This is a genomic window from Lysobacter sp. F6437, assembly GCF_052547215.1.
On record NZ_JBQWRB010000001.1, the window covers coordinates 1,094,066 to 1,119,617 of the forward strand.

At 68.4% G+C, this 25,552-nt stretch carries 27 protein-coding genes; 16 read left to right on the forward strand and 11 right to left on the reverse strand.

The window, feature by feature from the left end:
- The first annotated feature begins 54 nt into the window (after window positions 1-54).
- Window positions 55-2,034 carry an LpqB family beta-propeller domain-containing protein gene (locus tag ACT9F5_RS05125; RefSeq protein WP_445118830.1) on the forward strand — a complete coding sequence of 660 codons (1,980 nt, stop codon included), beginning with the start codon at window positions 55-57 and terminating at the stop codon, window positions 2,032-2,034.
- Between the two features lie 74 nt (window positions 2,035-2,108).
- Here the strand turns inward: ACT9F5_RS05125 and hutG are convergent, their stop codons facing one another.
- The 5 genes from hutG to ACT9F5_RS05150 all read right to left on the reverse strand — a co-directional run bounded on the left by hutG (window position 2,109) and on the right by ACT9F5_RS05150 (window position 7,609).
- Window positions 2,109-2,891 carry an N-formylglutamate deformylase gene (gene hutG / locus ACT9F5_RS05130; RefSeq protein ID WP_445118831.1) on the reverse strand — a complete coding sequence of 261 codons (783 nt, stop codon included), beginning with the start codon at window positions 2,889-2,891 and terminating at the stop codon, window positions 2,109-2,111.
- A 131-nt stretch (window positions 2,892-3,022) separates the two neighbouring features.
- Complete coding sequence (gene gorA, locus ACT9F5_RS05135) at window positions 3,023-4,366, reverse strand: glutathione-disulfide reductase (RefSeq protein WP_445118832.1); 1,344 nt, start codon at window positions 4,364-4,366, stop codon at window positions 3,023-3,025.
- 66 nt (window positions 4,367-4,432) lie between these two features.
- Entirely contained in the window at window positions 4,433-5,704 is a 1,272-nt protein-coding gene (locus tag ACT9F5_RS05140) for an FAD-dependent oxidoreductase (RefSeq protein ID WP_445118833.1), read from the reverse strand.
- 9 nt (window positions 5,705-5,713) lie between these two features.
- Entirely contained in the window at window positions 5,714-7,015 is a 1,302-nt protein-coding gene (locus tag ACT9F5_RS05145; RefSeq protein ID WP_445118834.1) for a DUF418 domain-containing protein, read from the reverse strand.
- 114 nt (window positions 7,016-7,129) lie between these two features.
- Window positions 7,130-7,609 (reverse strand): FKBP-type peptidyl-prolyl cis-trans isomerase, encoded by a 480-nt coding sequence (locus ACT9F5_RS05150; RefSeq protein WP_445118835.1) that lies wholly within the window; start codon window positions 7,607-7,609, stop codon window positions 7,130-7,132.
- A gap of 107 nt (window positions 7,610-7,716) precedes the next feature.
- On the opposite strand from ACT9F5_RS05150, the gene ACT9F5_RS05155 reads away from it, so the two are divergent.
- Together ACT9F5_RS05155 and ACT9F5_RS05160 are read left to right on the forward strand one after the other, a co-directional pair.
- Complete coding sequence (locus ACT9F5_RS05155) at window positions 7,717-8,292, forward strand: NlpC/P60 family protein (protein ID WP_445118836.1); 576 nt, start codon at window positions 7,717-7,719, stop codon at window positions 8,290-8,292.
- Between the two features lie 127 nt (window positions 8,293-8,419).
- The gene (locus tag ACT9F5_RS05160; protein WP_445118837.1) at window positions 8,420-9,073 is read left to right on the forward strand and encodes an NlpC/P60 family protein; all 654 of its coding nucleotides are present in this window, start codon (window positions 8,420-8,422) and stop codon (window positions 9,071-9,073) included.
- Window positions 9,074-9,155: 82 nt separating this feature from the next.
- Here the strand turns inward: ACT9F5_RS05160 and ACT9F5_RS05165 are convergent, their stop codons facing one another.
- The gene (locus tag ACT9F5_RS05165; RefSeq protein WP_445118838.1) at window positions 9,156-9,647 is read right to left on the reverse strand and encodes a hotdog domain-containing protein; all 492 of its coding nucleotides are present in this window, start codon (window positions 9,645-9,647) and stop codon (window positions 9,156-9,158) included.
- Window positions 9,648-9,831: 184 nt separating this feature from the next.
- Here ACT9F5_RS05165 and ACT9F5_RS05170 point away from each other — a divergent pair, with 184 nt between their 5' ends.
- The 3 genes from ACT9F5_RS05170 (at window position 9,832) to ACT9F5_RS05180 (ending at window position 11,743) form a co-directional block, all read left to right on the forward strand.
- On the forward strand, window positions 9,832-10,251 hold the full coding sequence (locus ACT9F5_RS05170) for a hypothetical protein (RefSeq protein WP_445118839.1): 420 nt from the start codon (window positions 9,832-9,834) through the stop codon (window positions 10,249-10,251).
- 116 nt (window positions 10,252-10,367) lie between these two features.
- A complete protein-coding gene (bla, locus tag ACT9F5_RS05175) occupies window positions 10,368-11,255 on the forward strand; it encodes a subclass B3 metallo-beta-lactamase (protein ID WP_445118840.1) in 888 nt (295 codons plus the stop codon).
- Entirely contained in the window at window positions 11,255-11,743 is a 489-nt protein-coding gene (locus ACT9F5_RS05180; protein ID WP_445118841.1) for an NUDIX domain-containing protein, read from the forward strand. Before bla ends, ACT9F5_RS05180 begins: the two co-directional genes overlap by 1 nt.
- Before the next feature lie 4 nt (window positions 11,744-11,747).
- Here the strand turns inward: ACT9F5_RS05180 and ACT9F5_RS05185 are convergent, their stop codons facing one another.
- Window positions 11,748-12,203, reverse strand: a complete 456-nt coding sequence (locus tag ACT9F5_RS05185; protein WP_445118842.1) for a GNAT family N-acetyltransferase — start codon at window positions 12,201-12,203, stop codon at window positions 11,748-11,750.
- Between the two features lie 140 nt (window positions 12,204-12,343).
- Here ACT9F5_RS05185 and ACT9F5_RS05190 point away from each other — a divergent pair, with 140 nt between their 5' ends.
- Complete coding sequence (locus tag ACT9F5_RS05190; protein ID WP_445118843.1) at window positions 12,344-14,026, forward strand: alkaline phosphatase; 1,683 nt, start codon at window positions 12,344-12,346, stop codon at window positions 14,024-14,026.
- A 125-nt stretch (window positions 14,027-14,151) separates the two neighbouring features.
- On the opposite strand, the gene ACT9F5_RS05195 is transcribed toward ACT9F5_RS05190, so the two are convergent.
- Entirely contained in the window at window positions 14,152-14,571 is a 420-nt protein-coding gene (locus ACT9F5_RS05195) for a CopD family protein (RefSeq protein WP_445118844.1), read from the reverse strand.
- A 46-nt stretch (window positions 14,572-14,617) separates the two neighbouring features.
- On the opposite strand from ACT9F5_RS05195, the gene ACT9F5_RS05200 reads away from it, so the two are divergent.
- The 3 genes from ACT9F5_RS05200 to ACT9F5_RS05210 all read left to right on the forward strand — a co-directional run bounded on the left by ACT9F5_RS05200 (window position 14,618) and on the right by ACT9F5_RS05210 (window position 17,055).
- Window positions 14,618-15,226: a methyltransferase gene (locus tag ACT9F5_RS05200; RefSeq protein WP_445118845.1), complete on the forward strand. Its 609-nt coding sequence runs from the start codon at window positions 14,618-14,620 to the stop codon at window positions 15,224-15,226.
- A 193-nt stretch (window positions 15,227-15,419) separates the two neighbouring features.
- Window positions 15,420-16,673 (forward strand): polyhydroxyalkanoate depolymerase, encoded by a 1,254-nt coding sequence (locus tag ACT9F5_RS05205; protein ID WP_445119499.1) that lies wholly within the window; start codon window positions 15,420-15,422, stop codon window positions 16,671-16,673.
- Between the two features lie 76 nt (window positions 16,674-16,749).
- Window positions 16,750-17,055, forward strand: coding sequence for a zf-TFIIB domain-containing protein (locus ACT9F5_RS05210; RefSeq protein WP_445118846.1), 306 nt, complete (start codon window positions 16,750-16,752; stop codon window positions 17,053-17,055).
- Between the two features lie 103 nt (window positions 17,056-17,158).
- Here the strand turns inward: ACT9F5_RS05210 and ACT9F5_RS05215 are convergent, their stop codons facing one another.
- Window positions 17,159-18,082: a sensor domain-containing protein gene (locus ACT9F5_RS05215; protein ID WP_445118847.1), complete on the reverse strand. Its 924-nt coding sequence runs from the start codon at window positions 18,080-18,082 to the stop codon at window positions 17,159-17,161.
- A complete protein-coding gene (locus tag ACT9F5_RS05220) occupies window positions 18,082-18,468 on the reverse strand; it encodes a helix-turn-helix transcriptional regulator (RefSeq protein ID WP_445118848.1) in 387 nt (128 codons plus the stop codon). Before ACT9F5_RS05220 ends, ACT9F5_RS05215 begins: the two co-directional genes overlap by 1 nt.
- Before the next feature lie 196 nt (window positions 18,469-18,664).
- Here ACT9F5_RS05220 and ACT9F5_RS05225 point away from each other — a divergent pair, with 196 nt between their 5' ends.
- Window positions 18,665-19,693: a peptidylprolyl isomerase gene (locus ACT9F5_RS05225; protein WP_445118849.1), complete on the forward strand. Its 1,029-nt coding sequence runs from the start codon at window positions 18,665-18,667 to the stop codon at window positions 19,691-19,693.
- 12 nt (window positions 19,694-19,705) lie between these two features.
- On the opposite strand, the gene speG is transcribed toward ACT9F5_RS05225, so the two are convergent.
- Window positions 19,706-20,281, reverse strand: a complete 576-nt coding sequence (gene speG / locus ACT9F5_RS05230; RefSeq protein ID WP_445118850.1) for a spermidine N1-acetyltransferase — start codon at window positions 20,279-20,281, stop codon at window positions 19,706-19,708.
- A 128-nt stretch (window positions 20,282-20,409) separates the two neighbouring features.
- On the opposite strand from speG, the gene ACT9F5_RS05235 reads away from it, so the two are divergent.
- The 5 genes from ACT9F5_RS05235 (at window position 20,410) to ACT9F5_RS05255 (ending at window position 25,458) form a co-directional block, all read left to right on the forward strand.
- Window positions 20,410-20,706, forward strand: a complete 297-nt coding sequence (locus ACT9F5_RS05235; protein ID WP_445118851.1) for a hypothetical protein — start codon at window positions 20,410-20,412, stop codon at window positions 20,704-20,706.
- A gap of 92 nt (window positions 20,707-20,798) precedes the next feature.
- Window positions 20,799-23,018 carry a M1 family aminopeptidase gene (locus tag ACT9F5_RS05240; RefSeq protein WP_445118852.1) on the forward strand — a complete coding sequence of 740 codons (2,220 nt, stop codon included), beginning with the start codon at window positions 20,799-20,801 and terminating at the stop codon, window positions 23,016-23,018.
- 14 nt (window positions 23,019-23,032) lie between these two features.
- Window positions 23,033-24,109 (forward strand): hypothetical protein, encoded by a 1,077-nt coding sequence (locus tag ACT9F5_RS05245; protein WP_445118853.1) that lies wholly within the window; start codon window positions 23,033-23,035, stop codon window positions 24,107-24,109.
- 48 nt (window positions 24,110-24,157) lie between these two features.
- The gene (locus tag ACT9F5_RS05250; RefSeq protein WP_445118854.1) at window positions 24,158-24,613 is read left to right on the forward strand and encodes a VOC family protein; all 456 of its coding nucleotides are present in this window, start codon (window positions 24,158-24,160) and stop codon (window positions 24,611-24,613) included.
- Window positions 24,610-25,458: a DUF72 domain-containing protein gene (locus tag ACT9F5_RS05255; RefSeq protein WP_445118855.1), complete on the forward strand. Its 849-nt coding sequence runs from the start codon at window positions 24,610-24,612 to the stop codon at window positions 25,456-25,458. The genes ACT9F5_RS05250 and ACT9F5_RS05255 overlap by 4 nt, the downstream gene beginning before the upstream one ends.
- The last annotated feature ends 94 nt before the right edge of the window (window positions 25,459-25,552 follow it).

Sequence of the window (25,552 nt, forward strand, 5' to 3'; positions counted from 1 at the left end):
GATGCCACCCAACGTGGCATTATTCCCCGACAACGGATGTTCCGGGGAGGGAACATGAAATCGAACCAATCCGCCAGCTGCATGCTGGCCTTGCTGCTGGCCAGCCCATGGGCAGGCGCCCAGGCGCTGTCGGCCGATCTTTTCGCCCGGCATTCCGAGATCACCGACATCGCGCTGTCGCCGGACGGCACCCGCGTCGCGCTGGCGGTCCCGGCCGCGGAAGGCTCCGAGACCCACCTGCAGGTCGTGCCGCTGGACGGTTCCGGTGAAGTCCAGGCCATGCGTTTCGGCAAGCAGAAGCATGTCACCGACATTTACTGGACCACCGACAACCGGCTGGTGGTGTCCAAGGCCAAGATGGAGCCGCTGGAAGCGCGTCCCTACAGTCTTGGGGAAATCATCGCGACCAATGCCGATGGCAGTGACCAGGAATTGCTGTTCGGTTTCGTTCCGGATGCCGGAATGATCACCGGGCGCCGCAAGGACCGGGGGTTCTCGCAGATCGTCGGCTTGCTGCGCGACCAGCCCGGCATGGCGCTGGTGTCTTTCCGGTGCTGGAACTGCGGCGAGGAACCCGACACCGTGCTGTTCCGCGCAGACACCCGTACCGGCGACCGCAAGGAGATCGAGCGCTTTCCCGGCAGGGTCGGTTTCGCCGCGGACAATACCGGCACCGCCCGGGTGGTGGTCGGCCTCGACGAGAACGACATCCCCACCGCCCAGTACCGCCCAACTCCTGCGGCGGCGTGGCAGCCGCTGCCGAAATCGCTGGCCGGCTACTCGTTGAGCCCGCGCCGCTTCGCCGCCGACAACAATCTGCTGTACGCGCTGGTCTCCGATCACCGCGAACCTGCGCGGCTGTACCGGATCGACCTGGCGGCCGGCACCCGCGAACTGCTTGCCGGTCGCGACGACGTCGAGATCAGCCGGGTGCTGTACGAAGGCAGCCGCGGCGCACCGTTCGCGGTGGCTTACGGTGGCAGCAAGCCGATGGTCGAATACATCGACAAGACATCGCCGTGGGCAGCGATGCACGCCGGGCTCAGCAAGGCCTTCCCGGGGCAACTGGTGATGCCGTACGACGTCAGCGACGACGACCGCAAGCTGCTGTTCAGGACATACTCGGGCCGCAATCCCAGCGCGTACTACCTGTTCGATCGCGACAGCAACAAGGTCCGCCTGATCGCCGAAGCCATGCCCTGGATCGAGGCCGGGCAGATGGCCCCGGTGCGACCGGTCGAGTTCACCAGCGGCGACGGCAAGACCCTGCACGCGATCTACACCAGCCGTGGCGCCGGGCCCAGGCCGATGGTGGTGATGCCGCACGGCGGCCCCTATGGCATCGAGGACACCTGGGGTTACAACGGCGATGCGCAGTTCCTGGCCAGCCGCGGCTATGCGGTGCTGCAGGTCAACTTCCGCGGTTCCGGCGGGCGCGGGCAGGAGTTCGTCGAAGCCGGCTACCGCGAATGGGGCGGCAAGATCCAGGACGACATCGCCGACGGCGTGCGCTGGGCGATCGACCAGAAGCTGGCCGACCCGGATCGCATCTGCATCTACGGCGCCAGCTTCGGCGGCTATGCGGCGCTGATGAACCCGATCCGCTATCCCGACCTGTACCAGTGTGCGATCGGCGAGGTCGGCGTGTATGACCTGCAGGTCATGTTCGAGGAGGGCGACATCCAGGACCGTCGCGCCGGGCGGCGGTACCTGGAACGCGTGCTGGGCACGGACCCGGCAGTGCTCGTGGCCAATTCGCCGGCGCGGAACGTCGACAAGATCAAGGTCCCGGTCATGCTCGCGCAGGGCAAGCTCGACCGGCGGGTACCGATGGAGCAGTTCGAGGCCCTGGCCGACGCTTTCGAGGACAGCGGTCGTCCGGCGAAGACGCTGGTGATCAGCGGTGAGGGCCATGGCTTCTACAAACCGGAAAACCAGGCCAGGATGTATCGGATGATGGAGGAGTTCCTGGACGAGCACATCGGCGAGGACGCCTCCGACGTGGGCGCCAATGCGAGTGCGAGCACCGACTGAGGCGCCGCTGCCGCAGTCGACGAAAGGCCGGACCGGATTGCCGGGCCGGCCTTTTCTTTTAAGGGCGTAACGGATCAGTCGTCGAGGCAGGCCCGCAGCAGCGGCTGCAACAGTTGTTGCAAGCGCGACGCATTTTCCGGGAGGTAGTCGAACGACGCCTCGTCCATGTAGTTGCGCTGGCTGATTTCCAGCTGCACGGCATTGATGCCGCGCGCCGGCGCGCCGTAGTGGCGGGTGATGTGGCCGCCCTTGAAGCGGCCGTTGGCGACCCAGTCGTAGTCGTCCTGCGAACCCAGCACCGATTCCAGCCGTGACTGCAGTGCCGGCGAGCAACTGGTCCCGGTGGCGGTGCCGAGGTTGAGGTCCGGCAGGCGGCCCTCGAACAGGAACGGCAGGTCGCTGCCGCGGATCGAATGGCCTTCCCACAGCACCACGCGGCCGTGTCCGGCATGGATGCGGTCAAGTTCGGCCCGCAGCGCATCGTGGTATGGGCGCCAGTAACGCTCGACCCGGGCCGCGACCTCGGCCGCATCGGGGGCTTCGCCCTCGCGGTACACCGGCGCGCCGCTGAACTGCACCGCCGGGCACAGGCCGGTGGTGTTCTGGCCGGGATACAGCGAGGTGTCGTCGGGCGGGCGGTTGAGGTCGACCACGTAGCGCGAGTAGTGCGGCACCAGCACCGACGCGCCGAGCCCGCGGGCGAAGTCGTACAGCTTCGATACGTGCCAGTCGGTGTCCGGCGCGCGACGGGCATCGTCGGTCATGCGCGCGGCGAGGTCATCGGGGATCGCGCTGCCGTCGTGCGGCAGGCTGACCAGCAGCGGCGCCGTGCCGCGGTGGAGGGCGTAGGTGTCCATGCCCCTATTGTAGGAGCGGCTTCAGCCGCGATCGAACGTTTGGTCGCGCGTCCGGCTCCAGATCGCGGCTGAAGCCGCTCCTACACAAGATATCGTTATCGTCGTCCGCACCGATTCCGGATGTCCAGGCATTACCGCATCAACACCAGTTCCTCGGCGCTGGTCGGGTGGATCGCGACGGTGTCGTGCAGGTCGGCCAGGGTGACGCCGCGTTTCAACGCGACCGCAAAGCCCTGCAGGATCTCGTCGGCCGCTTCGCCGAGCAGGTGGATGCCGACCACGCGGCGCTCCTCGCCCACGCACACCAGCTTGAACAGGCTGCGCTGCGGCGAGTCGGCCAGTGCATGCAGCATCGGGCGGAAGCTGGAGCGCGCGACGTGGACGGCGTCGCCATGCAGTTCCCGGGCCTTCGCCTCGGTCAACCCGACCTTGCCGATCGGCGGATGGCTGAACACCACGGTGGCGATGTCATCCGGATCCAGCGGCTGGTCGCGGTCGCCGAACAGCCGGTCCATCAGCCGGCGCGCGGCGGCGATTGCGACCGGCGTCAGCGGCAGGTCGGTGCTGACGTCGCCCACCGCGAACACGCTGTCGACATTGGTCGAATGGCGTTCGTCAACGATGACGTGGCCGTGCTTGTCGGTCGCGACGCCCGCCGCCTCCAACCCCAGGTCCCGGGTGTTCGGACGGCGGCCGGTGGCGAATAGCAATGCATCGAAGGGATCGTCGGAGATACCCTCGCCGGCCAGCCGGACGCCCTTGCCGGCCTGTTCTACCGCGGTCACGTTGCAGCCAAAGTGCAAATGCACGCCCGCCTGGCGGTAATCCTCCGCCAGTTGGTCGGCCAGCTCGGCGTCGAAGCTCTCGATCAAGCGCGGCCCACGCACGAACACTTCGACCCGACTTCCCAGTGCCTGCAGCACGCCGGCCAGCTCGGTGGCGATGTATCCGCCGCCGACCAGCGCGACCCGTTCCGGCGGCGCGGTCCACTGGAAGAAATCGTCAGAGGTCCCGCCCAGTTTCGCGCCAGTGATATCCGGCCTGACCGCATGGCCTCCGGTCGCGAGCAGCAATCGCGGCGCGCACAGGCGCACGCCGTCCTCGCATTCGATCGTGTTGGCGTCGCGCAGGGTCGCGCGCATCGGCAGCACCGCGATCCCGGCCATGTCGAGCCGTTGCTGGTAGCTGGCGTGGATGTTGGCGATGTAGCGCTGGCGGTGGGCGATGAAGGCCGGCCAGTCCAGTGCGCAATCCTGCGCGGCGAATCCCAGCGTCTGCGCGAACGACAACTTGCGCCCGACCTCGGCCGCCAGCCACATCGCCTTCTTCGGTACGCAGCCGGCGTTGACGCAGGTCCCGCCCAGCGCGCCGGGCTCGAGCAAGGCAACACGGGCGCCATGTTCGGCGGCGCGAAAGGCCGCGGCAAGTCCGCCGGAGCCGCCACCGATCACGATCAGGTCGAAGTCGTAATGCATGGATTCCTCCAGGTCGACAGGCGGCCATCGTGCCGCAGCCGATGTTGTGCGTGCGTCAGCGCCCGCTCAGGCAAACCGCTCGGGCCGGAACGGCGCGGGGTCGATCGTCGGCGCCCGCCCGGTCACCAGGTCCGCGACCAGTTGCCCGGTGCCGCTACTCATGCCGACGCCCATCATGCCGTGGCCGGTCGCCAGCCACAGGTGTTCCTGGCCGGGCGCACGGCCGATGATCGGGACGTCGTCGCAACTCATCGGCCGCCAGCCATACCAGCGTTCCTGCACCTGCGGGCCGACCGGCTGGTGCAGGTATTCGGCCGCGCCACGCTCCAGTGCGGCAAGGCGTCGCGAGTTGAGGCTGTCGTCGAAGCCGGAGAATTCCATCGTGCTGCCGAGCCGGAATCCGGTGCAGTTGTCCGCGTCGCCCCAGGCAGTCACGCAGACCGAGCGTTCGCGCAGTATCAGCGGCCGGCGCGGGACCAGTGGCGGCGCCGAATAGGTGATCGAGTAGCCCTTGCCCGGCTGCATCGCGCGGCGCAGCCACGGCAGGCCGATCGCCGGTCCCAGCCGTGGCGACCAGGCGCCCGACGCCAGCACGACGTCGCGCGCGCGCATCGGGCCGTTGGCGGTCGTCAACGCGATCCCGTCGGCTTCGTGCGACATCGACTGCAGCGGATTGTTGTCGACGATCACCCCGCCACGTTCGCGCACCACCCGCGCCAGTTCGGCGACGTAGCGGTCCGGGCGCAACGCGGCGTCGCCCGAGAAGCGGATCGCCCCGGCCACGCCGGGCTTCAATGCGGGCTCCTGCGCCTCGCAGGTCGCCCCGTCGATCACCTCGACGTCAATGCCGAGTTCGCGCAGCAGGCCGATCTCGCGCTGGCCATGGGCGAACGCGCGCGGGTCGCGGTAGATGTAGTCCTCGCCGGTCTCACGGAAATCGCAGTCGAGCCCGTACCGGTCCACCCAGTCCTGCAGGCGCGCGCGCGAGTCGTTCAGCAGCATCGACTTGGCCAGCGCGCTGGCCTTCCAGTCGCGCACGTTGCAGCGCGCGGCGAACGTCCACAGCCAGCGCCACAGGACCGGGTCCATGCGCGGACGGACGTACAGCGGCGCATCGGGCGTGAGCATCATCCGAAGCGCGGTCGCGACCATGCCCGGTGCCGCCAGCGGTGGCGCATGGCTGGGGGTGATGGTGCCGCAATTGCCGTGGGAACTGCCGCCGCCGACACGGCCCGCGTCGAGCACGCATACGCCGCGGCCGGCCTCGATCAGGGCCAGCGCCGATGCAAGGCCGACCACGCCGGCGCCGACGACGACCACATCTTCGCGTTGATTCATGCCGCCAGTTTACGAGGTGGTGGCATCCAGCGGCACTGCATCCGCGCGCCGCATGGGTGGCAACTGCCAGTAGGTGAAGGCCCGCCACGCCCATTCCAGCGGACCGTAGCGGAACCGCGCCAACCACCAGCGGCTGAGCACCACCTGCAGCGCGAAGAACACCACGACGCCAAGCACCTGCCACGCGCGCGACACCTCGCCCCAAAGGCCCAGGCCGTAGCCGTAGAACACCAGCGTGCCGACCACCGATTGCGCCAGGTAATTGGTCAGCGCCATCCGGCCGGCCGGCGCCAACGTGCGCAGCCATGCAGCGCCGCGCTCCAACGCCAGGACCACCATCGCGATGTAGCCCAGTGACAGCAGCGGGGAGCCGGCCATGTGCAACGTCATCGCCAGCATCGTCGACGGCGACGGCTGGTCGGTGCCGCCGGGGTTCGAGTCGATCGCGACACTGGCCACGGTCAATCCCAGCCCGACGACACCGCCGATCCAGGCCAGCCGCACGAACAGGCGCCGGTGCCCGGCCGGTTGCGCCATCGCCCCGCTGCGGACCAGCCACGCACCGACCAGGAACATCCCCAGCACCATCGGCACCAGGAACACGTTGAAGCCCAGCATGTGCAGGAAGGTCCGGACCCGCACGGCGGTCGCCGCGGCATAGCTGCCGGCCGAATAGGCGGCGATCTCGGCCGCACGCAGGTCGGCGGCATCCGCGGCCGCCTTCGCGGCGTTGGGGTCCTGGGCACCGTCGCCCACCGTCATCATCGCGGTGAAAAACAGCATCAGGCCGATCATCACCGCCCAGATCCCGCCACCCCACTTCCACAACCGCCCCGTCGGAGTGTTGCGGAACAACAGCAACAGCACCAGCGCGGTCAACGCGTACGACACCAGGATGTCACCCGACCAGATCAGCAACGCGTGGACCAGGCCGAACAGCAGCAGGCCCAACGTGCGCCGCAGGTAGACCGGCACGAAACTGCGCCCGGCCGCCTGCGCGCGCCCGAGCATGACCGCGAAGCCCATCCCGAACAGCAGCGAGAACAGCGTCCAGAACTTGCCGCGCACGAACACGTACACGAACGCGTCGGCCAGCCGGTCCAGCCCGCGGTCGCCCGGCGAAATGCCTTCGGAGATATCCATCAGCGGGGCGGTGAAGAACTCGACGTTCATCAACACGATGCCCAGCAGCGCGAGGCCGCGCAGCACGTCGAGGTTGTCGATCCGTTGTGCGGACGCCAGTGGCGCCAGCGGGATGCCGGTCATCGTGCTGCCCATCGCGAACCTCCCCAGACTCGATTCGCGGATCATGACAGCGTCCCGGCGGTCCGCAAGCCGCCATTGGTCATGCCTCGATGCCGGCTGCCCGAACGCAAGACGGCCCGCGTTGGCGGGCCGTCGGGTGTTGCGTCGGGGTGGCGCGGCTCAGTGCTCGTGGCCGCCTTCGCCGTGCACGTGGCCGTGCTGGACCTCCTCCTCGCTGGCCTCGCGGACCTCGACGATCTCGATCTCGAAGCTCAGGTCCTTGCCGGCCATCGGGTGGTTGAGGTCGACATCGACCACGCTCATGCCGACCTTCTGCACGGTCACCGCGCGCGGGCCGAAGTTGGTCGGCAACACCGCCTGCATGCCCGGGACCAGCTTGACGTCCTTGAAGTACTTCTTCGGCACCCGCTGGGTCAGGTTCGGCTGGATCTCGCCATAGGCTTCGGCGGCCTTCACGTCGGCACTGAACTTGTCGCCGGCCTCGTGGCCTTCCATCGCCTTTTCCAGGCCCGGGATGATGTTGCCGTGGCCGACCAGGATCGCCAGCGGGCCGCGGCCCTCGGAGGACTCCAGCGACTCGCCACCCTGCTCGGCGACGGAGTAGTGGAACAGGACGACGCTGTCTTTTTCGATTTTCATGGCTGGACTCGGTAGAAGGGCAACGCGCGTTGCAGGCGCGGGCAGCACCACCGGAGCGGTGGCGGCGAGGGTTGCCGCCGCAGCCGGCAGCGTTCAAGCTGTCGACCGTGACGAAGGCCGCGCATTATCCCGGCAACACCGCCCCCACGCCAGCACGGCGCCACTGGGGCATCGGAGCGTCGCTCGCATTCGTGGTGCTGGCAGGCACGTTGCTCGCAGGTTGCGGTGGCGGCCCGGACGTCGTTCGCCGCACCCCGCCCCCGGAAAATCCGCGCCAGTGGCCGGTGGTCCCGCCCAGCAATCCCGCCGCGGCGAACGCCGTGCTGATGCGTGCGATCAGCCTGGTCGGCACGCCCTATCTCTATGGCGGCAACACCCCGCAAACCGGGTTCGACTGCAGCGGGCTGGTCAACTATGTCTACGACGACATGCTCGACATCAAGCTTCCGCGGACCTCGCGGGCGTTGTCCGAGTACCAGGGGCCGCGGATCGAACCCCGGCAACTGAGCGCCGCGGACCTCGTGTTCTTCAGCAGCGGCGGACGCGTCACCCATGTCGGGATCTACGTCGGCAACGGCCGTTTCGTGCATGCGCCGAGCAGTGGCGGCACGGTTCGCCTGGATGCTCTGGATGGCCATTACTGGCGCGACCACTACAGCGGCGCTCGGCGCGTATTGAACTGACCGGCGGCGGAACCGGATTCGAAAGCGTGACTTTCCGCGCTATAATTAACGATAATTTAACTTTAATTAAACCTATGGCAACGATTTGATCGTCATGATCGCCCGGTGACGACTTCGTGATGACCATGTGAAACACCTGATTTCCCGGCAAGCCGCCGCTCCCCGCCTCGTGCGGGCCCGCAACCTTCTCTTCGCATGCCTGCTGGCCACCGCAGCCACGCCGGCATTCGCCCAGCAAGCCACCTCCGCCACCTCGGCTTCCGCCTCGGTCGAGGCGCCCGCGCTGATGCCCGACCCGATGACGCTGCCGGATCGCGCGCTGATGGTCGCCACCGACATCAACAGCATGCTGGTATCGGGCAAGACCTCGGCCGTCGCCGAGGATTACACCCCGCCCGACAGCAAGATCAAGACCGTGCTGCAGAAGGCGCTGACGCTGCTGGGCACGCCCTACCGCTGGGGCGGCACCTCGCCCGAGAAGGGCTTCGACTGCAGTGGGCTGGTCAGCTACGTGTTCCGCAATTCCCTGGGCATCGAGCTGCCGCGGGTATCGCGCGACCAGGCCCAGACCGGCGAGCTGGTCCAGGACAAGTCCAAGTTGAACGTCGGAGACCTGGTGTTCTTCGGCCGTCGCGGCCGGGTCGACCATGTCGGCATCTATGTCGGCGAAGGCCGCTTCGTGCATGCGCCGAGCACCGGCAAGGACGTGATGGTCTCCGACCTGGACAGTGGCTACTGGAGCCGCAAGTACATGCAGGCACGCCGCGTCGCCGGGATCTGAAGCGCACGGCAATACACGACGATGACCAGCAAGGCCGCCTCCGGGCGGCCTTGTCGCATCCGGGATGGTGGAATGAGGCTGGCTAGAGTTCGCCGGCAAGCCGGTAGCGCTCGACGGTCTGCTCGATCCCCTTGCTGAGCTCCATCACCTGCATCGCGTATTCGGCCAGCTCGCGGTCGTCATCGCCCACCGGTTCCCAGTCGGGCACTGGCGTCGGCTTGCCCTCGACCCCGTCGAGCGCCACGAACACGATCACGCAGTGCGTGCACAGGCGCGGCACCCCGCCCATCGGGTCACAGGCGCTGACCTCGACCGCGAAGTGCATGCTGCTGGTGCCGGTATGCACCAGCTTGGTCCGCACGGTGACCAGGTCGCTGGTCCTGATCGGGGCGACGAAACGGATCCCGCCGACCGCGACCGTGACGCTGTAGGTGCCGCTCCAGCCGACCGCGGCGGCGTAACCGGCCTGGTCGATCCATTTCATCACCACGCCGCCGTGGACCTTGCCGCCATAGTTGACGTCGGTGGGCTCGGCGAGGAAGCGCATCGTCAACTCGCGCTGCTGCCCACTCATGCCGGCTGCTCCGCAAGGCTGACCAGTCGTACCCCGGAATGCACGGCGCGGCGCTGGCGGAATGGTGCGGTCATCGATGTCGTCTCCATCATCCGTATCGTCCGTGGATTATGCGCATGCCGCACCCGCTTGCCCGCCGCGCGTACCCGGGCGATGCTGCGCGGATTCCAACCGGGAGCGCGACATGGGACGCACGATCCTTGCAGTGGTGGCCGGCGTGGTGGTGGCATGGCTGACGATCATGCTCTGCCAGTTCGGCAGCGCGGCGCTCCATCCACCACCGCCGGGGATGGACCTCACCGACCCGTCGCAACTGGCGATCTTCATCCGGGCCGCGCCGCCAGCCGCAATGGCGCTGGTGGTGGCCGGCTGGGCGCTCGGCGCGCTCATCGGCGGCTGGCTTGCCGCCCGGATATCGCGGCGACACCCGCGAGCGGCGGCCGTGCTGGTCGGTGCGGTGGTGCTGGCCGGCGTGATCGCCAACGCGATGATGATCCCGCACCCGTTGTGGATGACCATCGCCGGCGTGCTGCTGCCCCTGCCGGCGGCGTGGCTCGGCGCGCGGCTCGGCCGCCCGCATCCCCAAGCCACTCCATCGCTGTAGGAGCGGCTTCAGCCGCGAACCGGAACGCCTCCGGTCGCCTGGACGTTCCGTGCACCACGCCGTAGCCCGGGCAGGCGCGATCGTGGACACTGTGGCGCCCACCATCACTCCCTCCGATGCCGACTTTCCGCCTGGTCTTGCCGAGCTGCGCCCTCGCCTGCGCCCTGCTGCTGCCCACCCTCGCCACTGCCGCCGAACCGGTGCTGCCGCAATCCGAGGGCTACCAGACCCACGACAGCTGGCGCCAGCCGGTCGCGCCGTTCCGGATCGCCGAGCACACCTGGTACATCGGCACCGAAGGCCTGAGCGCGCTGCTGGTCAAGACGCCCGACGGCGCCGTGCTGGTCGACGGCGGCGTGCAGCAGGCCGCCGACATGCTGTTGCGGCACATGGCCGCACTGGGCGTCGCCCCCGATGACCTCAAGCTGATCCTGCACAGCCACGCCCACGGTGACCACGCCGGCCCGCTGGCCGCGATCCGGCGCGCGACCGGCGCTACCCTGGTCAGCAACGCCGAGTCGGCCGTGCTGCTCGCCCGCGGCGGCAGCGACGACCTCCATTTCGGCGACGAGATCGTATTCCCGCCGACGCAGGTCGACCGCCTGCTGCAGGATGGAGAGACTGTCGAACTCGGCGGCATCGTCTTCACCCACCACTTCACCCCGGCCCACACCCCCGGCTCGATGAGCTGGACATGGACCGATACCAGTGACACCGGCAAACCGCTGCGCATCGCCTATGTCGACAGCCTCAGCACGCCCGGCTACCAGTTGATCGACAGCCCGCGCTTCCCGCATATCGTCGAGGCCTACCGGCGCGGTTTCGAGGCCGTGCGCGCACTGCCCTGCGACCTGCTGATCGCCCCGCATCCCGACAGTGTCGGCTGGACCCCGGCCGATACCAACGCACCGCATCCCGAGCCGATGAGTTGCGTCGAGTACGCCGACAGCTACGAGCTTGCGTTCAACAAGGAGCTGGCCAGGCAACGCGAGGCCGCCGACTGATGCCCTACACCCCGATCGTCGCCACCCTCGGCTACGTGCTGTCCGCCGACGGCCGCGAAGTCCTGCTGGTGCATCGCAACGCCCGCGCCGACGACCAGCACCTGGGCAAGTACAACGGCCTGGGCGGCAAGCTCGAGGCCGACGAGGACGTGGTCGCTGGCATGCGCCGCGAGATCCACGAGGAAGCCGGGATCGACTGCGACCAGTTGGTCCTGCGCGGCACCATCAGTTGGCCGGGCTTCGGCAAGCAGGGCGAGGACTGGCTGGGCTTCGTCTTCCTGGTCACCGGTTTCAGCGGCACGCCGTTCACCAGCAACCCCGAGGGCGAGCTTGAATGGGTGCCGCTGGAACGCCTGCACGAACTGCCGATGTGGGAGGGCGACCGCAACTTCCTGCCACTGGTGTTCGACGACGACCCGCGCGCGTTCCACGGCGTGATGCCGTATCGCGACGGACGGATGGTGTCGTGGCGCTATTCGCGGGCGTGAACCCTCAGCGCTGCGCCGGTTTCGGCCCGACCCGGTAATCCATGCCGACGGATTTGGTGTTCTCTGCGAACCCGTACTTCGCGTACAGGTGCCGGGCCTCGCCATCGGCGAACAACGCCACGTGCGCCGTCTCCGGTGCGTTGGCGCGCAACCAGGCATCCAGCGCGGCCATGATCCGCTTGCCGAGGCCACGACCCTGGTGCGCCGGCTCGACCGCGATGTCGACCACGAAGAAGAAGCACCCTCCGTCGCCGACGATCCGGCCCATGCCGACAAGCCCACCGTCGCGCAGGACGCTGACGCCGTGCAGCGTGCCCGCGACGCCGCGCGCGGCGGCTTCCGGCGACTTGCGCGACAGCCCCGCCGCCGCCCGCAGGCGCGCGTAGTCGCTGGCGCCGGGGAACCCGTCCACCAGCACGTACTCCGTCGTGGCCTCGTGCCCCACGTGTTGCTCATCCATGCCGTTTCCTCCACTGATCGAGACGCATGTTGACCCGTGAACGCGATCACGGGCGGCGCATGCCTGCATGGGAGTGTCCCACTGCTGCAACGATCGCGCGGCATAATTGATCCCAATCATTTGTCGAAAGGTTTGTCTTGATGCCCCGTTTGCGCCGCGCCTGCCTGGTCCTCGCCCCCACCGTGCTGATCGCGGCTTGTGCCACCACTGCCACCGGCCCCGCGACTCCGCGACACACGCTGCAGGTGGACGTACCCGTGATCACCCACCCCGACGGCGAAACCGCCGCGTGGTGGTTCCGCGACGGCGCCGCCCAGGCGGCCGGACGTGGCGCGATGGATGGCCGCGCGAAGAACGTGATCCTGTTCGTCGGCGACGGCATGAGCCTGCCGACGGTCGCCGCCGCGCGCATCCTCGCCGGGCAGCGCGCCGGCCAGCCCGGCGAGCACAACCGCCTGAGCTGGGAACACTTTCCCGCGACCGCGCTGAGCAAGACCTACAACACCGACTCACAGACGCCCGATTCGGCCGGCACCATGAGTGCGATGGCCACCGGCGCGAAGACGCGGGCCGGGGTGATCAGCATCGGCCAGTCCGCGGCCTTCGGCGACTGCAGCGGCGCCCTCGCCGCGCCGCTCGCGACCCTGTGGGAACTCGCCGCCGGCAGCGGCATGGCGACCGGCGTGGTGACCACCGCCCGCCTCACCCACGCGACCCCGGCCGCGACCCTCAGCCACTCGGCCAGCCGTGGCTGGGAAAGCAGCGTGCCCGCCGAGGCGAAGGCGGCCGGCTGCATCGACATCGCCCGACAGATGATCGAGTCGCCGTTCGGCACTGGCCCGGACGTGCTGATGGGCGGCGGCCGTACCAACTTCATGCCGGCAGACCAGCACGACCCGGAATACCCCGACACCACCGGCCGCCGCAAGGACGGCCGCGACCTCATCGCCGAATGGAAGCAGCGCCACCCGGACGGCCACTACGCCTGGAACGCCGAGCAGTTCGCCACCGCGCCGGTCGACGCGCCGCTGCTGGCGCTGTTCGAGCCCAGCCACATGCAGTACGAGCACGACCGTCCCAACGACACCGCCGGCGAACCGAGCCTGGCCGAAATGACCCGCGCCGCGATCACCCGCCTGGCCGAAGACACCGACGGCTACGTGCTGCTGGTCGAAGGCGGCCGCATCGACCACGCCCACCACGACGGCAACGCCTACCGCGCGCTGACCGACACCATCGCCCTGAGCGACGCCGTGCAGGCCGCGGTCGACATGACCTCGGCCGACGACACCCTGGTCCTGGTCACTGCCGACCACGCCCACACCCTGAGCTTCGTCGGCTACCCGATGCGCGGCAACCCGATCCTCGGCAAGGTCCGCGAGGTCAACGACGAAGGCGTCGCCGAACTCACCCTCGACGCCCGTGGCCTGCCCTACACCACGCTCAGCTACGCCAACGGCCCGGGTTATACCGGCGCCTCGAAGTCGCAGCCGGCCGGCCCGAAGTCATTCCCACACGACGCCGATGAGTACCAGCCAGCCACCGGCCGTCCCGACCTGACCGAGGTCGACACCGCCGCCCCGGATTACATGCAGGAATCGCTGGTCCCGACCAGCGCCGAATCGCACGGCGGCGACGACGTCGGCATCTGGGCGCGCGGCCCCGGCAGCGCCGCGGTACGCGGCAGCGTCGAGCAGAACACGATCTTCCACTTCCTGCTGCAGTCGACCCCGCACCTGCGCGAAGCGGTGTGCAAAGCCGGCGGTTGCAACGCCGATGGCGTGCCGGTGGAGTTGCCGGCGGCGGAGCAGTTCACCCGCTAGCGCCCCGCATGTTTTGTAGGAGCGGCTTTAGCCGCGATCTGGAATCGTTCGCCCGCGCCGACTCCCGATCGCGGCTAAAGCCGCTCCTACATTTCCGGGCCGGTCGGAAATTCGGCAACCGGACGTCAGAACGGCTTGGCCAGCACCAGCCACACGATCGCGATCAGCCCGAGCACCGGCAACTCGTTGAACCAGCGCATCGTCGTCGGCGAGGGCAGCGCGCGTCCGGCATCGACGCCTTTCAACCAGCGCCCGCTGACGATGAAGTACGCCAGCAGCAGCGCCACCAGCAGCAGCTTGGCATGCAACCAGCCGCCGCCGACCCCGAAGTGAAGCCACAAGGTCAGTCCCAGCACCACCGCCAACCCGAACATGGCATTGCCAAAGCGGTACAGCCGGCGCCCCATCAGCACCAGCCGCGCGCGCACCGCCGGCTCATCGCCGGCCTCGGCGATATTGACCAGCAGTCGCGGCAGGTAGAACACCGCCGCCATCCAGGCGATCACGAACACGATATGGAAGGTCTTGATCCAGATGTACGCCATCGAGGGCTCCGGTAGGCAGGTGGGATGCGCGCGATAGGATGACACGATGACCAAACACTACGACCAGGCCTACTTCGACCGCTGGTACCGCGACCCGGCACTGAAGGACACCGCGATCGGCGGCGGCGCGCGACTGGCGCGCAAGGTCGCGCTCGCGGTGGCGACCGTCGAGTACCACCTGGAACGACCGATCCGCAGCGTGCTCGACATCGGCTGCGGCGAAGGCGCCTGGCGCGCGCCGTTGCTGAAGCTGCGGCCGAAGCTGCACTACCTCGGCTTCGACAGCAGCGACTATGCGGTCGCCCGCTTCGGCGCGCGCCGCAACCTGCATCTCGCCCGCTTTGCCGACTTCGAATACCTGCGCCCCTGCGCGCCGGTCGACCTGCTGGTCTGCAGTGACGTGCTGCACTACCTGCCGACGCGCGAACTCGACCGCGGCCTGCCGGCCCTGGCCGAACTGTGTGGCGGCGTGGCGTTCCTGGAGACCTTCACCCGCGCCGACGGCATCGACGGCGACACCGATGGCTTCATGTCGCGACCGGCCAGGTTCTACCGCGAGCGCTTCGCCCGGATCGGCCTGGCGCCACTGGGCTCGCACCTGTGGCTGGCGCCGGGTTTGCGGGACGAGACGGCCGCCCTTGAGCTCCCGGACTGACCGCCCCTGTAGGAGCGGCTTTAGCCGCGATCGGGAGTGGGTGCAGGCGAACGATTTCAGATCGCGGCTAAAGCCGCTCCTACAAAGGCCCGTGGCCTGGTTCGCAGACCATCGACCCGATTCACGTTTCAACCACCGCAATCCGCTACGCTGCATCGCAACATATCCGTACTCAGGGGAACGGAACCGTATGCTGCTTTACCAGATGCACGAGTTCGGCCGGGCGTGGATGGCCCCGGTGACCTACTGGGCCGATGCCGGCGCCAAGATGTTCGGCGACCACGGCAGTTGGATGTCATCGATGCCCGGCGCCAACCGGCTCGCCGCCGGTTACGAGCTGCTCTACCGCATCGGCAAGGATTACGAGAAGCCCGAGTTCGGCATCCACCGCATCGAGATCGACGGCACCGAATACCCGGTGGTCGAGCGCGAGGTCCTGCGCAGGCCGTTCTGCCGGCTGCTGCGCTTCAAGCGCTTCGCCGACGACGCCGGCAACATCGCCAACCTGCGTGACGACCCGCCGGTGCTGGTGGTCGCGCCGCTGTCGGGCCACCACGCCACCCTGCTGCGTGACACCGTCAGGACCCTGCTGCGCGACCACAAGGTCTACGTCACCGACTGGATCGACGCACGCATGGTGCCGACCGGCGAGGGCCGCTTCGGCCTCGACGATTACGTCGGCTACATCGAGGAATTCATCCGCACCATCGGCGCCGACAAGCTGCACGTGATCAGCGTCTGCCAGCCGACGGTGCCGGTACTCGCGGCGGTGTCGCTGATGGCCGCGCGTGGCGAGGCGACGCCGAAGTCGATGGTGATGATGGGCGGCCCGATCGACACCCGCGAGAGCCCGACCCAGGTCAACGACCTCGCCGTCGACAAGCCGCTGTGGTGGTTCGAGACCAACCTGATCCACAACGTCCCGGCGACCTACCCCGGTGCCGGCCGCCCGGTCTACCCGGGCTTCCTGCAGCACGGCGGCTTCATGGCGATGAACCCGGAGCGCCACGCGCAGTCGCACTGGGACTTCTACGAGCACCTGCTCAAGGGCGACCTCGAGGACGCCGCCTCGCACCGGCGCTTCTACGACGAGTACAACGCCGTGCTCGACATGCCGGCCGAGTATTACCTCGACACCGTGCGCGTGGTGTTCAAGGAGCACCTGCTGCCGCGCGGGCTGTGGGAGATCAACGGCGAGCGCGTCGACCCGTCGAAGATCACCGGCACCGCGATGCTGACCATCGAGGGCGAGCTGGACGACATCTCCGGCCAGGGCCAGACCCGTGCCGCGCACAAGTTGTGCAGCGGCATCGGCAAGGACGACAGCGCGCACCTCACGGTCGAGGGCGCCGGCCACTACGGCATCTTCAGCGGTCGTCGCTGGCGCGAGCAGGTCTACCCGCAGGTCCGCGACTTCATCGCCAAGCACGCGGACGGCGACAACTGATCCGGGGTCTTGATTTCGGTGTCCGCGGCCAGATGTCTTGCTGACGCGATTTCGCCGATTCCAACGAGGTTCCAAGATGGATTGTCCCGTCTGCACCGACATCAAACTGGCGATGTCCGACCGCCAGGGCATCGAGATCGACTACTGCCCGCAATGCCGCGGCGTCTGGCTGGACCGCGGCGAGCTGGACAAGCTGATCGAGCGGGCCAGCGCCGAACTGGCGCCGCCTCCGCAGCCGCCACAGGCCACGCGGCCACCGCCGCTTGAACAACCCCGTTACGAGCAGCCGCGCTACGAGCAGCCTCGCTACGACAAGCGGGATTCGGACTACTACCGGCACAAGAAGAAAAAGAACCTGCTCGGCGAGCTGTTCGATTTCTGACCCGCTTTTGTAGGAGCGGCTTCAGCCGCGATCGGGAATTGGCGAAGGCAACCGAGTCCCGATCGCGGCTGAAGCCGCTCCTAAATTTCGAAAGCAGCCAGGTTCAACCGTACTGCGACGACTTCACCAGCAGGTGCTTGGCCAACTGCCCGTGCAGCTGGCCGACGAAACGCACCAGGTGCAGCGTCGCGAACAGCAGCAACACGCCGGCGACGAACAACAGCGGCAACTGCCACCACCAGCCCTGCTCGCTCCCGACCTGGATGTTGTCGACCCACAGTCCGCCACCGATGCTGCCGAACAGCACCGCCAGCGGCGCGGCGATGAACGCCAGGGACACCGCCAGCAACGCCACCGCGGCGGTGAAATAAGCGATGCCCAGCGGCAGCATCATCAGGAAATACAGCTGCGTGCTCCAGCTGCGCGGGTCGGTGAACAGGTCGGCGATCCGCTGCAGCCACGGCTTGCCACGTTCGCTGTACAGCGGCCGGCGCGGCATCCGTTCGCCCAGCATCGCCTCGACGATTCGCCCCTCGACCAGCGACAGCAGCCGCACCGATCCGAAGTACAGGACGATCAGCGGGATGCCGATGATCAGCACCGACATGCCGAGTGACACGCTGACGCCGATGACCACCCAGGTGAAGTAGAAGATGCCGGTCGCCAGGCTCAGCACCATGTAGAACAGCGCGCCGTAGGTGCGCGGGTCGGCGACCACCCCGAAGAACCGGCCGGCCGCCGACCTGCGTGGGGGCGGCGGCGGCGAGCGCAGCGCGGTGGCGACGCGGCTTTCGGTGTCGCGATAGATCTCCGCCACCTCGGCCGGCGCGCCGTAGCTTCCGGCGACCGAGGCGATCACCTCGGCCTCGCTCCTGCCGGGGTTCTCGGCCAGTTCGGAACGCAGGTATTCCTCGGCGTCGTACAGCGCATCCTGCACCAGCGCCGGGTCCGCGCCGGCCAGCGCGCGGCGCAGGCGGTCGAGGTATTCGGCGATGGTGGTCGGCGGGGTGAAGTGGGCGGTGTTCATCAGGGTTCCCCCGGTCGGGTTGCGGATGGGATGGGTGCGAGGACGGAATCGACCGAGTCGCGGGTGGCGCGCCAGGCTTCCATCCACGCCTGCAGCGTGTCGCGGCCCAACGCGGTGATGCGGTAGTAGCGGCGCGGCGGCCCGGCATCCGATGGCTCCACGAAGCTGTCCAGCAGACCGGCCGCGCCGAGGTTGCGCAGCACGGGATACAGCGCGCTCTGCTTGCCCGCCAGCACGCCCTCGCCGATGTGCTCCAGCCGCTTGGCGATCTGGTAGCCGTACATGGGTTCGGCGGCTGCGGCCATTACCGCGAGCAGCGCCAGCGAGACGGTGCCGGCCGACAGCTCCTTCTGGAATTTGCGCAGCAGTGGCTCGAGTTCGGTCATCGGGGCGACGGGTTCGTGGGCTTGTCCATGACACTACTACTCACTTCGATATAGCTCACCTGCCATTAGTCACTGCCGATCGCGAAGCTTTGTGCAGGAGCGGCTTCAGCCGCGATCCAAAGTCGGTATGACGACACGATTTCCTGATCGCGGCTGAAGCCGCTCCTACAGTGCTCCCAAGGCGTGGGTGGCCCCGATGGGGGGGCTTCGGCCAGAATCGGGCATCAATCAACCGTCCTGGAGCCATCCCGTGCCGAATACGCGCCTGCTGTCGACCGCCCTGCTCCTCGCCCTCGCTTTCGGTGCATCGGCGCAGGAACCGGACGCCGCCCAAACGGCGGAGGCCGCGGACAAGACACCGGCGTCGTCGGTGCAGGACATCCTCGATGCCTCGCCGGCATCGGCTTGGCGCACGCTAGACCCGGCCAGCACGCTTTACATGGAACTCGATGGCGGACGGGTGGTGTTCGAGCTGGCGCCGCAGTTCGCGCCGCAGCACGTCGGCAACATCCGGACGTTGGCGAAGGAAGGGTTCTGGGACGGCCTGAGCATCTACCGCTCCCAGGACAACTTCGTGGTCCAGTTCGGCGACCCGAACGCGGACGAGGCCGGTGCGAAGTCGATCGGCAGCGCCAAGGCACACCTGCCCGCCGAGTTCGAGCGCTCCAGCGATGGCCTCGCGTTCACCGCGCTGCCCGACGCCGACGGCTGGGCATCGGAGGTCGGGTTCGTCGACGGCTTCCCGGCCGGGCACGATCCCAAGGCCGGGATGGCGTGGATGGCGCATTGCTACGGGGCGCTCGGCGCCGGCCGCGGCATGGCCGCCGACTCCAGCACCGGCGCCGAGCTGTACGTCGTCACCGGCCAGTCGCCGCGCCAGCTCGACCGCAACATCACCCTGGTCGGCCGCGTGGTCGACGGCATCGAACTGTTGTCGGTGATCCCGCGTGGGCCGGAGCCGATGGGGTTCTACGAGGACCCGGCCAGGCGCACCGGAATCAAATCGATCCGGCTCGCCAGCGAAGTCCCGGCCGCGGAACGCAGCACGCTTGAAGTGCTGCGCACCGACAGCCCCACGTTCGCCGCGATCACCGAAGCGCGACGCAACCGCCGTGACGACTGGTACAAGGTGTCGGCCGGCCATATCGACCTGTGCAACGTGCCGTTGCCGGTACGCGAGGCCGATGCCGATGCCGACGATTCGGACAGCGCCGCCAACGGTTGACCGGGCCGGGCGTCAGGCGTCGCGGCGTTCGTCGTCGCGACCCAGCGCCTCGTGCTGGAAGATGCACATCCGGATCACGCTGCGGTAGCGGCCGTCGCTGAAGAACTCGTCGACCAGCACGCCCTCGCGCTGGAAGCCCGCGCCCTCGTAGATCCGGATCGCGGGCGCATTGTCGACGTCGACCAGCAGATAGAGTTTGTAGAGGTTGAGTACCCGGAACGCGTAGTTGATCGCGCGCCGGGTCGCGGCCTTGGCGAACCCGCGCTGCTGGAAGTCGGGCGAGATCATGATCAGGAATTCCGCGCGCCGGTGCAGGTGGTCGATCTCGACCAGCTCCACCAGCCCCACCCGTTCGTGCGCCTGGGTTTCCGGCGACGCGTGCTCGACGATGAAGCGGCGCTCGGACTGGTCGTGGATGTGTTTGCGGTACAGCTCTTCCAGCTCGACGAACGACTCGTAGGGTTCCTCGAACCAGTAGCCCATCACGCTGCGGTTGTTGTTGAGCACGTGGACGAAATGCAGGTCGCTGCGCTCCAGCGGGCGCAGGGTCACGTCGGGCAGGCGCGTGTCGGGAAGCGTCGGGTCCATGGTGCAAGCCTATATGGGTCACGGTTGTATTGCGCGTGAGCACCCTGCGACGTCGCACCGCCCCTTCCATCACGCCGCGTTAGCCGCCCGCTGCCTAGCCTCGGGACACCCCATTCGAGAGCGCCCCCATGCCCCAGTTGCGGATCCGGATCACCGGCAGCGAAGACAACGCGCGCGCCATTGGCAACCTGCTGACCAGCGTGCAGGGCATCGAGCACGTCGAGGAGATTTCCGACCTGATGCCGCACATGGACGACCCCGACTCCAGCTCGGCCGGATTGCCCGACGACGAAGGTCCGGGCATGCGCGTGCTCGAGATCGAGGCGCCCAACGACGCCACCGCGGTCAAGGTGCGCGAGGCGGTGGAGGCATTGGCATTCGACCTCGACGTGATGGTCGAATTCGAGAGTGACGAGGCCGAATGACCCGAACCAATCCGTGACCATTGGCATGGCACTTGCTTCGATCCGTGACCACGGGCACCCTCGGTCACTGGGGAAAACACGGATTCGAACGCATGCCGAGCACTTCCATTCGATGGGGGCTGGCCGCGCTGCTGGCCATCGCTTCGTTCCACGCCAATGCACAGCAGGCGCAACCGGCCGGGCCTGGCACCGCCGCGACTGATACGCCCGCGGCGACGCTCGAACCGATCGCGCTGGCCGCACCCGACGCCGCCGCGATCACCGTGCCCAGCGCGCCCGATGCCTGGGGCGGGCCGCGCACCGGCCATGAAGCGACCCTGTCCGACCGCGTGGTCGAATACCGCATCCAGGCCACCCTCGATCCGGTCAAGCACACCATCGACGGCCGCCAGCAACTGACCTGGCGCAACCGCAGCGACCGGCCGGTCGACGCGGTCTACCTGCACCTCTACCTCAACGCGTTTTCAGGTCCGGGCAGCACCTTCTTTACCGAGATGCGCAAGCTGCGCTCCGGCTTCCGCAGCGGCGTCGACATGGACGAGGGCGACTGGGGCTATATCGAACTGAAGAAGGTCGAGCAGGCCGGCGCGCCGGTCGAGTGGACCTTCGTCCAGCCCGACAACGGCCCGGCGACCGATCGCACCGTGGTCCGGCTCGACCTGCCGCAGCCGGTCGCACCCGGCGCCAGCACCACGCTCGACATCGACTTCTTCGACCAGTTGCCGCGGGTCACCGCGCGCACCGGCTACTACGGCAGCTTCCACCTGGTCGCGCAGTGGTTCCCGAAGATCGCGGTGCTCGAACTGCCCGGCGAGCGCGGCGCCACCGCGCCGCGCTGGAACGCCCACGAGTTCCACCTGCACAGCGAGTTCTACGCCGACTTCGGCCTGTACGACGTGACCCTGACCGTGCCGAAGGGCTACACCGTCGGCGCCACCGGCAAACTGCAGGGCGCGCCGGTGGCCAACGGCGACATGGTCAGCCACCGCTACGTGCAGGGTGACGTCCACGACTTCGCCTGGACCGCCGACAACCGCTACGCCGAACCGCTGACCGGCACGTTCCGCCGCGCCGATGGCCGCGAGGTCGACGTGCGCGTGCTGTTCCACCCCGAGTACGCCTCCAATGCGCAACCGGTGCTGCAGGCCACGCTGGATTCGCTGAAGTATTTCGGCGAGACCCTCGGTCCCTACCCCTACGACACCGTCACCGCCGTGGTCCCGCCGTACAACGCGGCCGAGGCCGGCGGCATGGAGTACCCGACGTTCTTCACCGCGTCGAGCTACGACGAGGTGCGGCCGGGCACGGTGCAGCGCTACCTGCTCGACTTCGTGACCATCCACGAGTTCGGCCACGGCTACTTCTACGGGATCCTCGGCTCCAACGAGTTCGAGGAACCGTGGCTCGACGAGGGACTCAACGAGTTCTGGAACCAGCGCATGCTGGTAGCGGCCGGGGACCAGGCGATCAATCCGATTCCGCCGTGGTTGCGCCGGCTCGGCGTCAACGTATCGATCAGCCCTGTCGAGCAGCATCGCCTCGGCGCGGGACTGGACGAGCCGTTCGACGGCCTCGGCCAGAACGCGTGGAACCGATATTCCAGCGGCAGCTACGGCACGGTCTACTCGCGCACCGCGGTGCTGATGACCGACCTGGAGTCGCGCCTCGGCAGCGAGGTGCTCGAACGCGCGTTCCGGGCCTACTACCAGCGCTGGAAGTTCCGCCATCCCGGTAGCGCCGACCTGCGCGAAGTGCTGGCCGAGGTGTCGGGCCAGCGCGAGCTGGTCGAGGGCCTGTTCGCGCGGCACGTCTACGACGCCAGCCTGGTCAGCGACCGGGCGGTCTCGCTGCACAGCCAGGAGGTGTTGCCGCAGCCGGGGCTGGTGCAGTTCAAGGGTCGCCAGGTTGAACTGACCGCCGCCGACCTCGACAAGGCAATCGCCGACCATCGCAAGGCCTGGAAGCAGGCGCACCCGGACGCGAAGGACGGCATCGGCGCGTTCCCGTACCGCACCCAGGTGGTGCTGCGCCGCGAAGGCGCCGCCGTGCCGCAGACCGTGCGGGTCGACTTCGCCGACGGTTCGCACCAGGTCCGCCGCTGGCAGGGCGATGACGACTGGGCACGGTTCGAGTTCATCACCCCGGCCCGCGCCGTGTCGGCGCGCATCGACGGTGCCAACGCGATCCATCTCGACGCCGACAAGCTCGACGACAGCCGCACGCTCGAGCCCGACGGTCGCGCCTCGCGCCGCTGGAGTGCGGATTTCGCCGCACTGCTGCAGTCCTTCTACGCCCTGCTGGTGGCCCTATGACGATGCAACCCGAGATGACGGATTCCCACGCCGAGCCGACGGTCGCCGAACCGGCGGTCGCGTCGCCACCGCCCGCCAGGCCACGCAAGCGAAGTGGCCTGCGTGCCCTGCTCGCCGGCCTGGGTGACGCGCTGGAATGGCGCCTGCTGCTGCTCTGGGCGCTGGGCCTGCTGTTGCCAACCGCGATCGTGGCGTTGCCGGTCTGGCGTTCGCTGGCGGCGCAGTTCGACCACAGCCTGCAGGTCGAACGGATCGCCACCGCATTCGAACCGATGGCGATGTTCGGCGCGATTGGCAACATCGCCGAAGAGGGCGCGTGGTTCGGCGGCGCAGGCCTCGGCGCACTGGCGCTGACCCTGCTGTTGTCGCCCTGGCTCAGCGGCATGGTGGTCGCATCTATCCGCACCGGCTACCCGCTGGGCTTCACCGGCCTGATCGGCGGCGGTGCACGCGAATACGGCCGCATGTTGCGCACCCTGCTGTGGTCGCTGCTGCCGCTGGGCATCGCCTTCGGTATCGGCGCGGCGGCGATGGGCATGGCCGACAGGAGCACCGCGGATGCGATCCTCTCGGCCGACGTCGACCGTGCGCGCAACATCGCGTTGGGCGTGGTCGCCGTCCTGCTGATACTCGCCCACGCCAGCGTCGAGGCCGGGCGCGGCGTGATCGCTTCGGACCCGGCGCGGCGCTCGGCGGTGCGTGCCTGGGGACGGGGCCTCATGCTGCTGCTGCGCCGGCCGGTCGCGACCCTGCTGGTCTACCTCGGCACCGCGCTGGTCGGGTACGGCCTGGCGCTTGGCTTCGGCCTGCTGCGTGTGCAGGCGAGTGGTTCCGGCTGGCTCGAATTGCTGCTCGGCCTGGTGCTGACCCAGTTGCTGGTCGCCTCGGTCGCGTGGGGCCGCAGCGCGCGGCTCTACGCGATGGCCGACCTCGCCCGCGACGAGCAGTCGCGTCGCCCGGTCCGGTCGCGCAAGCCGCGCGTGAAGGGCCAGCCGCGGTTCTGGCAACGGCGGGGGCATCGCGAACCCGCCACCGCCGACGCATCCTCGACCGCACCGGAGGCCAGGGTTCCCGAGGGCACGGCGGCTTAACGTTGGCCCGGGCTATCCTGCCGTCATGCGTCGCTTGAGGAGCCTGTCATGGCCCGCCCGCCCGGCATTTCCAGCGCAATCATTCCATGCCTGCGCTACCGCAACGCGCACGTCGCGATCGATTGGCTGTGCGACGCATTCGGCTTCCAGCGCCAGGCCGTCTACGCCGACGAGCGCACCGTCCTCCACGCCCAGCTGACGTTCGGTGGCGGCATGGTGATGCTCGGCTCGGCCGACAACGAAAGCGAATGGGGCCGCCACACCGTGCAGCCCGACGAGGTCGACGGCCGCGAGACGCAGAGCTGCTGCGTGGTGGTCGAGGCGATCGACGAGCACTACGACAAGGCCAAGGCCACCGGCGCCGAGATCGTGATCGACATCGCCGACCAGGAATATGGCGGTCGCGGCTACGCCTGCCGCGACATCGAAGGGCATCTGTGGTGGTTCGGCAGCTACGACCCCTGGCAGCCGCAGGACGACGGCGAGGGTGACGCGGCGGCATGAGTCACGACCTCTTTACGGACGCCGGTGCGACGACGGCCGGGGTCGGTCCCGTCGACGGCATCCGCGTCGGCATCGGCGGCTGGACCTACGTGCCGTGGCGCAAGAATTTCTATCCCCATGGCCTGGTGCAGCGGCGCGAACTGGAGTACGCCAGCCGCCGGCTCAGCGCGATCGAGATCAACGGCACCTACTACGGCGCGCAGAAGCCGGAGACCTATGCGCGCTGGGCCGCCGAGACGCCGCCGGGCTTCCTGTTCTCGCTCAAGGCACCGCGACGGATCATGCAGTCCAAGGTGCTTGCGAAGACCGGCGGGCAGGTCGAGGACTTCCTCGGCGGCATCGCCTCGCTGGGCGACCGGCTGGGACCGATCGTGTGGCAGTTCGACAAGGGCACCCAGTTGGAACGCGGCGACTTCGGCGCCTTCCTGGCCCTTCTTCCGCGCACGGTGGGCGACCACCCGCTGCGCCACGTGCTTGACGTCCGGGTGCCGGATTTCGTCGACTCCAGCTACCTGGCGATGGCCCGCGACCACGGCATGGCCACGGTGTTCACCGACTCGCGGGACTACCCGTCGTTCGCCGACGTGACCGCCGATTTCGTGTACCTGCGGCTGATGCGTTCGCGCGCCGAAATCGCAGACGGCTACAACGCCGACGAACTGGCGCTGTGGGCCCGCCGCGCTCGCGAATGGGCCCGCGGCGGCGAGCCGGACGACGTGCCGCGGATCGATCCCGCCAGCGCGCCGACCGGCCCGCGCGAAGTGTTCGTCTACTTCATCAGCGCCGCGAAGGAACGCAACCCCGCCGCCGCGATGGCGCTGATCGAACAGCTCCGCGAATCCTGAATCTCTTCGCCTTCGTAGGAGCGGCTTCAGCCGCGATCGGAAAATCGTTCGTCCGCACCCACTCCCGATCGCGGCTGAAGCCGCTCCTACAACA

What these genes read in the sequence shown, in the direction of transcription:
- ACT9F5_RS05200 (WP_445118845.1), top strand. Translation starts at nt 14,618, where the DNA reads ATGACCAAACACTACGACCAGGCCTACTTCGACCGCTGGTACCGCGAC.
- ACT9F5_RS05250 (WP_445118854.1), top strand. Translation starts at nt 24,158, where the DNA reads ATGGCCCGCCCGCCCGGCATTTCCAGCGCAATCATTCCATGCCTGCGC.
- ACT9F5_RS05195 (WP_445118844.1), bottom strand. Translation starts at nt 14,571, where the DNA reads ATGGCGTACATCTGGATCAAGACCTTCCATATCGTGTTCGTGATCGCC.
- ACT9F5_RS05210 (WP_445118846.1), top strand. Translation starts at nt 16,750, where the DNA reads ATGGATTGTCCCGTCTGCACCGACATCAAACTGGCGATGTCCGACCGC.
- ACT9F5_RS05125 (WP_445118830.1), top strand. Translation starts at nt 55, where the DNA reads ATGAAATCGAACCAATCCGCCAGCTGCATGCTGGCCTTGCTGCTGGCC.
- ACT9F5_RS05255 (WP_445118855.1), top strand. Translation starts at nt 24,610, where the DNA reads ATGAGTCACGACCTCTTTACGGACGCCGGTGCGACGACGGCCGGGGTC.
- ACT9F5_RS05245 (WP_445118853.1), top strand. Translation starts at nt 23,033, where the DNA reads ATGACGGATTCCCACGCCGAGCCGACGGTCGCCGAACCGGCGGTCGCG.
- ACT9F5_RS05220 (WP_445118848.1), bottom strand. Translation starts at nt 18,468, where the DNA reads ATGACCGAACTCGAGCCACTGCTGCGCAAATTCCAGAAGGAGCTGTCG.
- ACT9F5_RS05165 (WP_445118838.1), bottom strand. Translation starts at nt 9,647, where the DNA reads ATGAGTGGGCAGCAGCGCGAGTTGACGATGCGCTTCCTCGCCGAGCCC.
- ACT9F5_RS05240 (WP_445118852.1), top strand. Translation starts at nt 20,799, where the DNA reads ATGCCGAGCACTTCCATTCGATGGGGGCTGGCCGCGCTGCTGGCCATC.
- ACT9F5_RS05180 (WP_445118841.1), top strand. Translation starts at nt 11,255, where the DNA reads ATGCCCTACACCCCGATCGTCGCCACCCTCGGCTACGTGCTGTCCGCC.
- bla (WP_445118840.1), top strand. Translation starts at nt 10,368, where the DNA reads ATGCCGACTTTCCGCCTGGTCTTGCCGAGCTGCGCCCTCGCCTGCGCC.
- ACT9F5_RS05235 (WP_445118851.1), top strand. Translation starts at nt 20,410, where the DNA reads ATGCCCCAGTTGCGGATCCGGATCACCGGCAGCGAAGACAACGCGCGC.
- ACT9F5_RS05185 (WP_445118842.1), bottom strand. Translation starts at nt 12,203, where the DNA reads ATGGATGAGCAACACGTGGGGCACGAGGCCACGACGGAGTACGTGCTG.
- hutG (WP_445118831.1), bottom strand. Translation starts at nt 2,891, where the DNA reads ATGGACACCTACGCCCTCCACCGCGGCACGGCGCCGCTGCTGGTCAGC.
- gorA (WP_445118832.1), bottom strand. Translation starts at nt 4,366, where the DNA reads ATGCATTACGACTTCGACCTGATCGTGATCGGTGGCGGCTCCGGCGGA.
- ACT9F5_RS05145 (WP_445118834.1), bottom strand. Translation starts at nt 7,015, where the DNA reads ATGATCCGCGAATCGAGTCTGGGGAGGTTCGCGATGGGCAGCACGATG.
- ACT9F5_RS05190 (WP_445118843.1), top strand. Translation starts at nt 12,344, where the DNA reads ATGCCCCGTTTGCGCCGCGCCTGCCTGGTCCTCGCCCCCACCGTGCTG.
- ACT9F5_RS05170 (WP_445118839.1), top strand. Translation starts at nt 9,832, where the DNA reads ATGGGACGCACGATCCTTGCAGTGGTGGCCGGCGTGGTGGTGGCATGG.
- ACT9F5_RS05150 (WP_445118835.1), bottom strand. Translation starts at nt 7,609, where the DNA reads ATGAAAATCGAAAAAGACAGCGTCGTCCTGTTCCACTACTCCGTCGCC.
- ACT9F5_RS05140 (WP_445118833.1), bottom strand. Translation starts at nt 5,704, where the DNA reads ATGAATCAACGCGAAGATGTGGTCGTCGTCGGCGCCGGCGTGGTCGGC.
- ACT9F5_RS05215 (WP_445118847.1), bottom strand. Translation starts at nt 18,082, where the DNA reads ATGAACACCGCCCACTTCACCCCGCCGACCACCATCGCCGAATACCTC.
- speG (WP_445118850.1), bottom strand. Translation starts at nt 20,281, where the DNA reads ATGGACCCGACGCTTCCCGACACGCGCCTGCCCGACGTGACCCTGCGC.
- ACT9F5_RS05225 (WP_445118849.1), top strand. Translation starts at nt 18,665, where the DNA reads ATGGGGGGGCTTCGGCCAGAATCGGGCATCAATCAACCGTCCTGGAGC.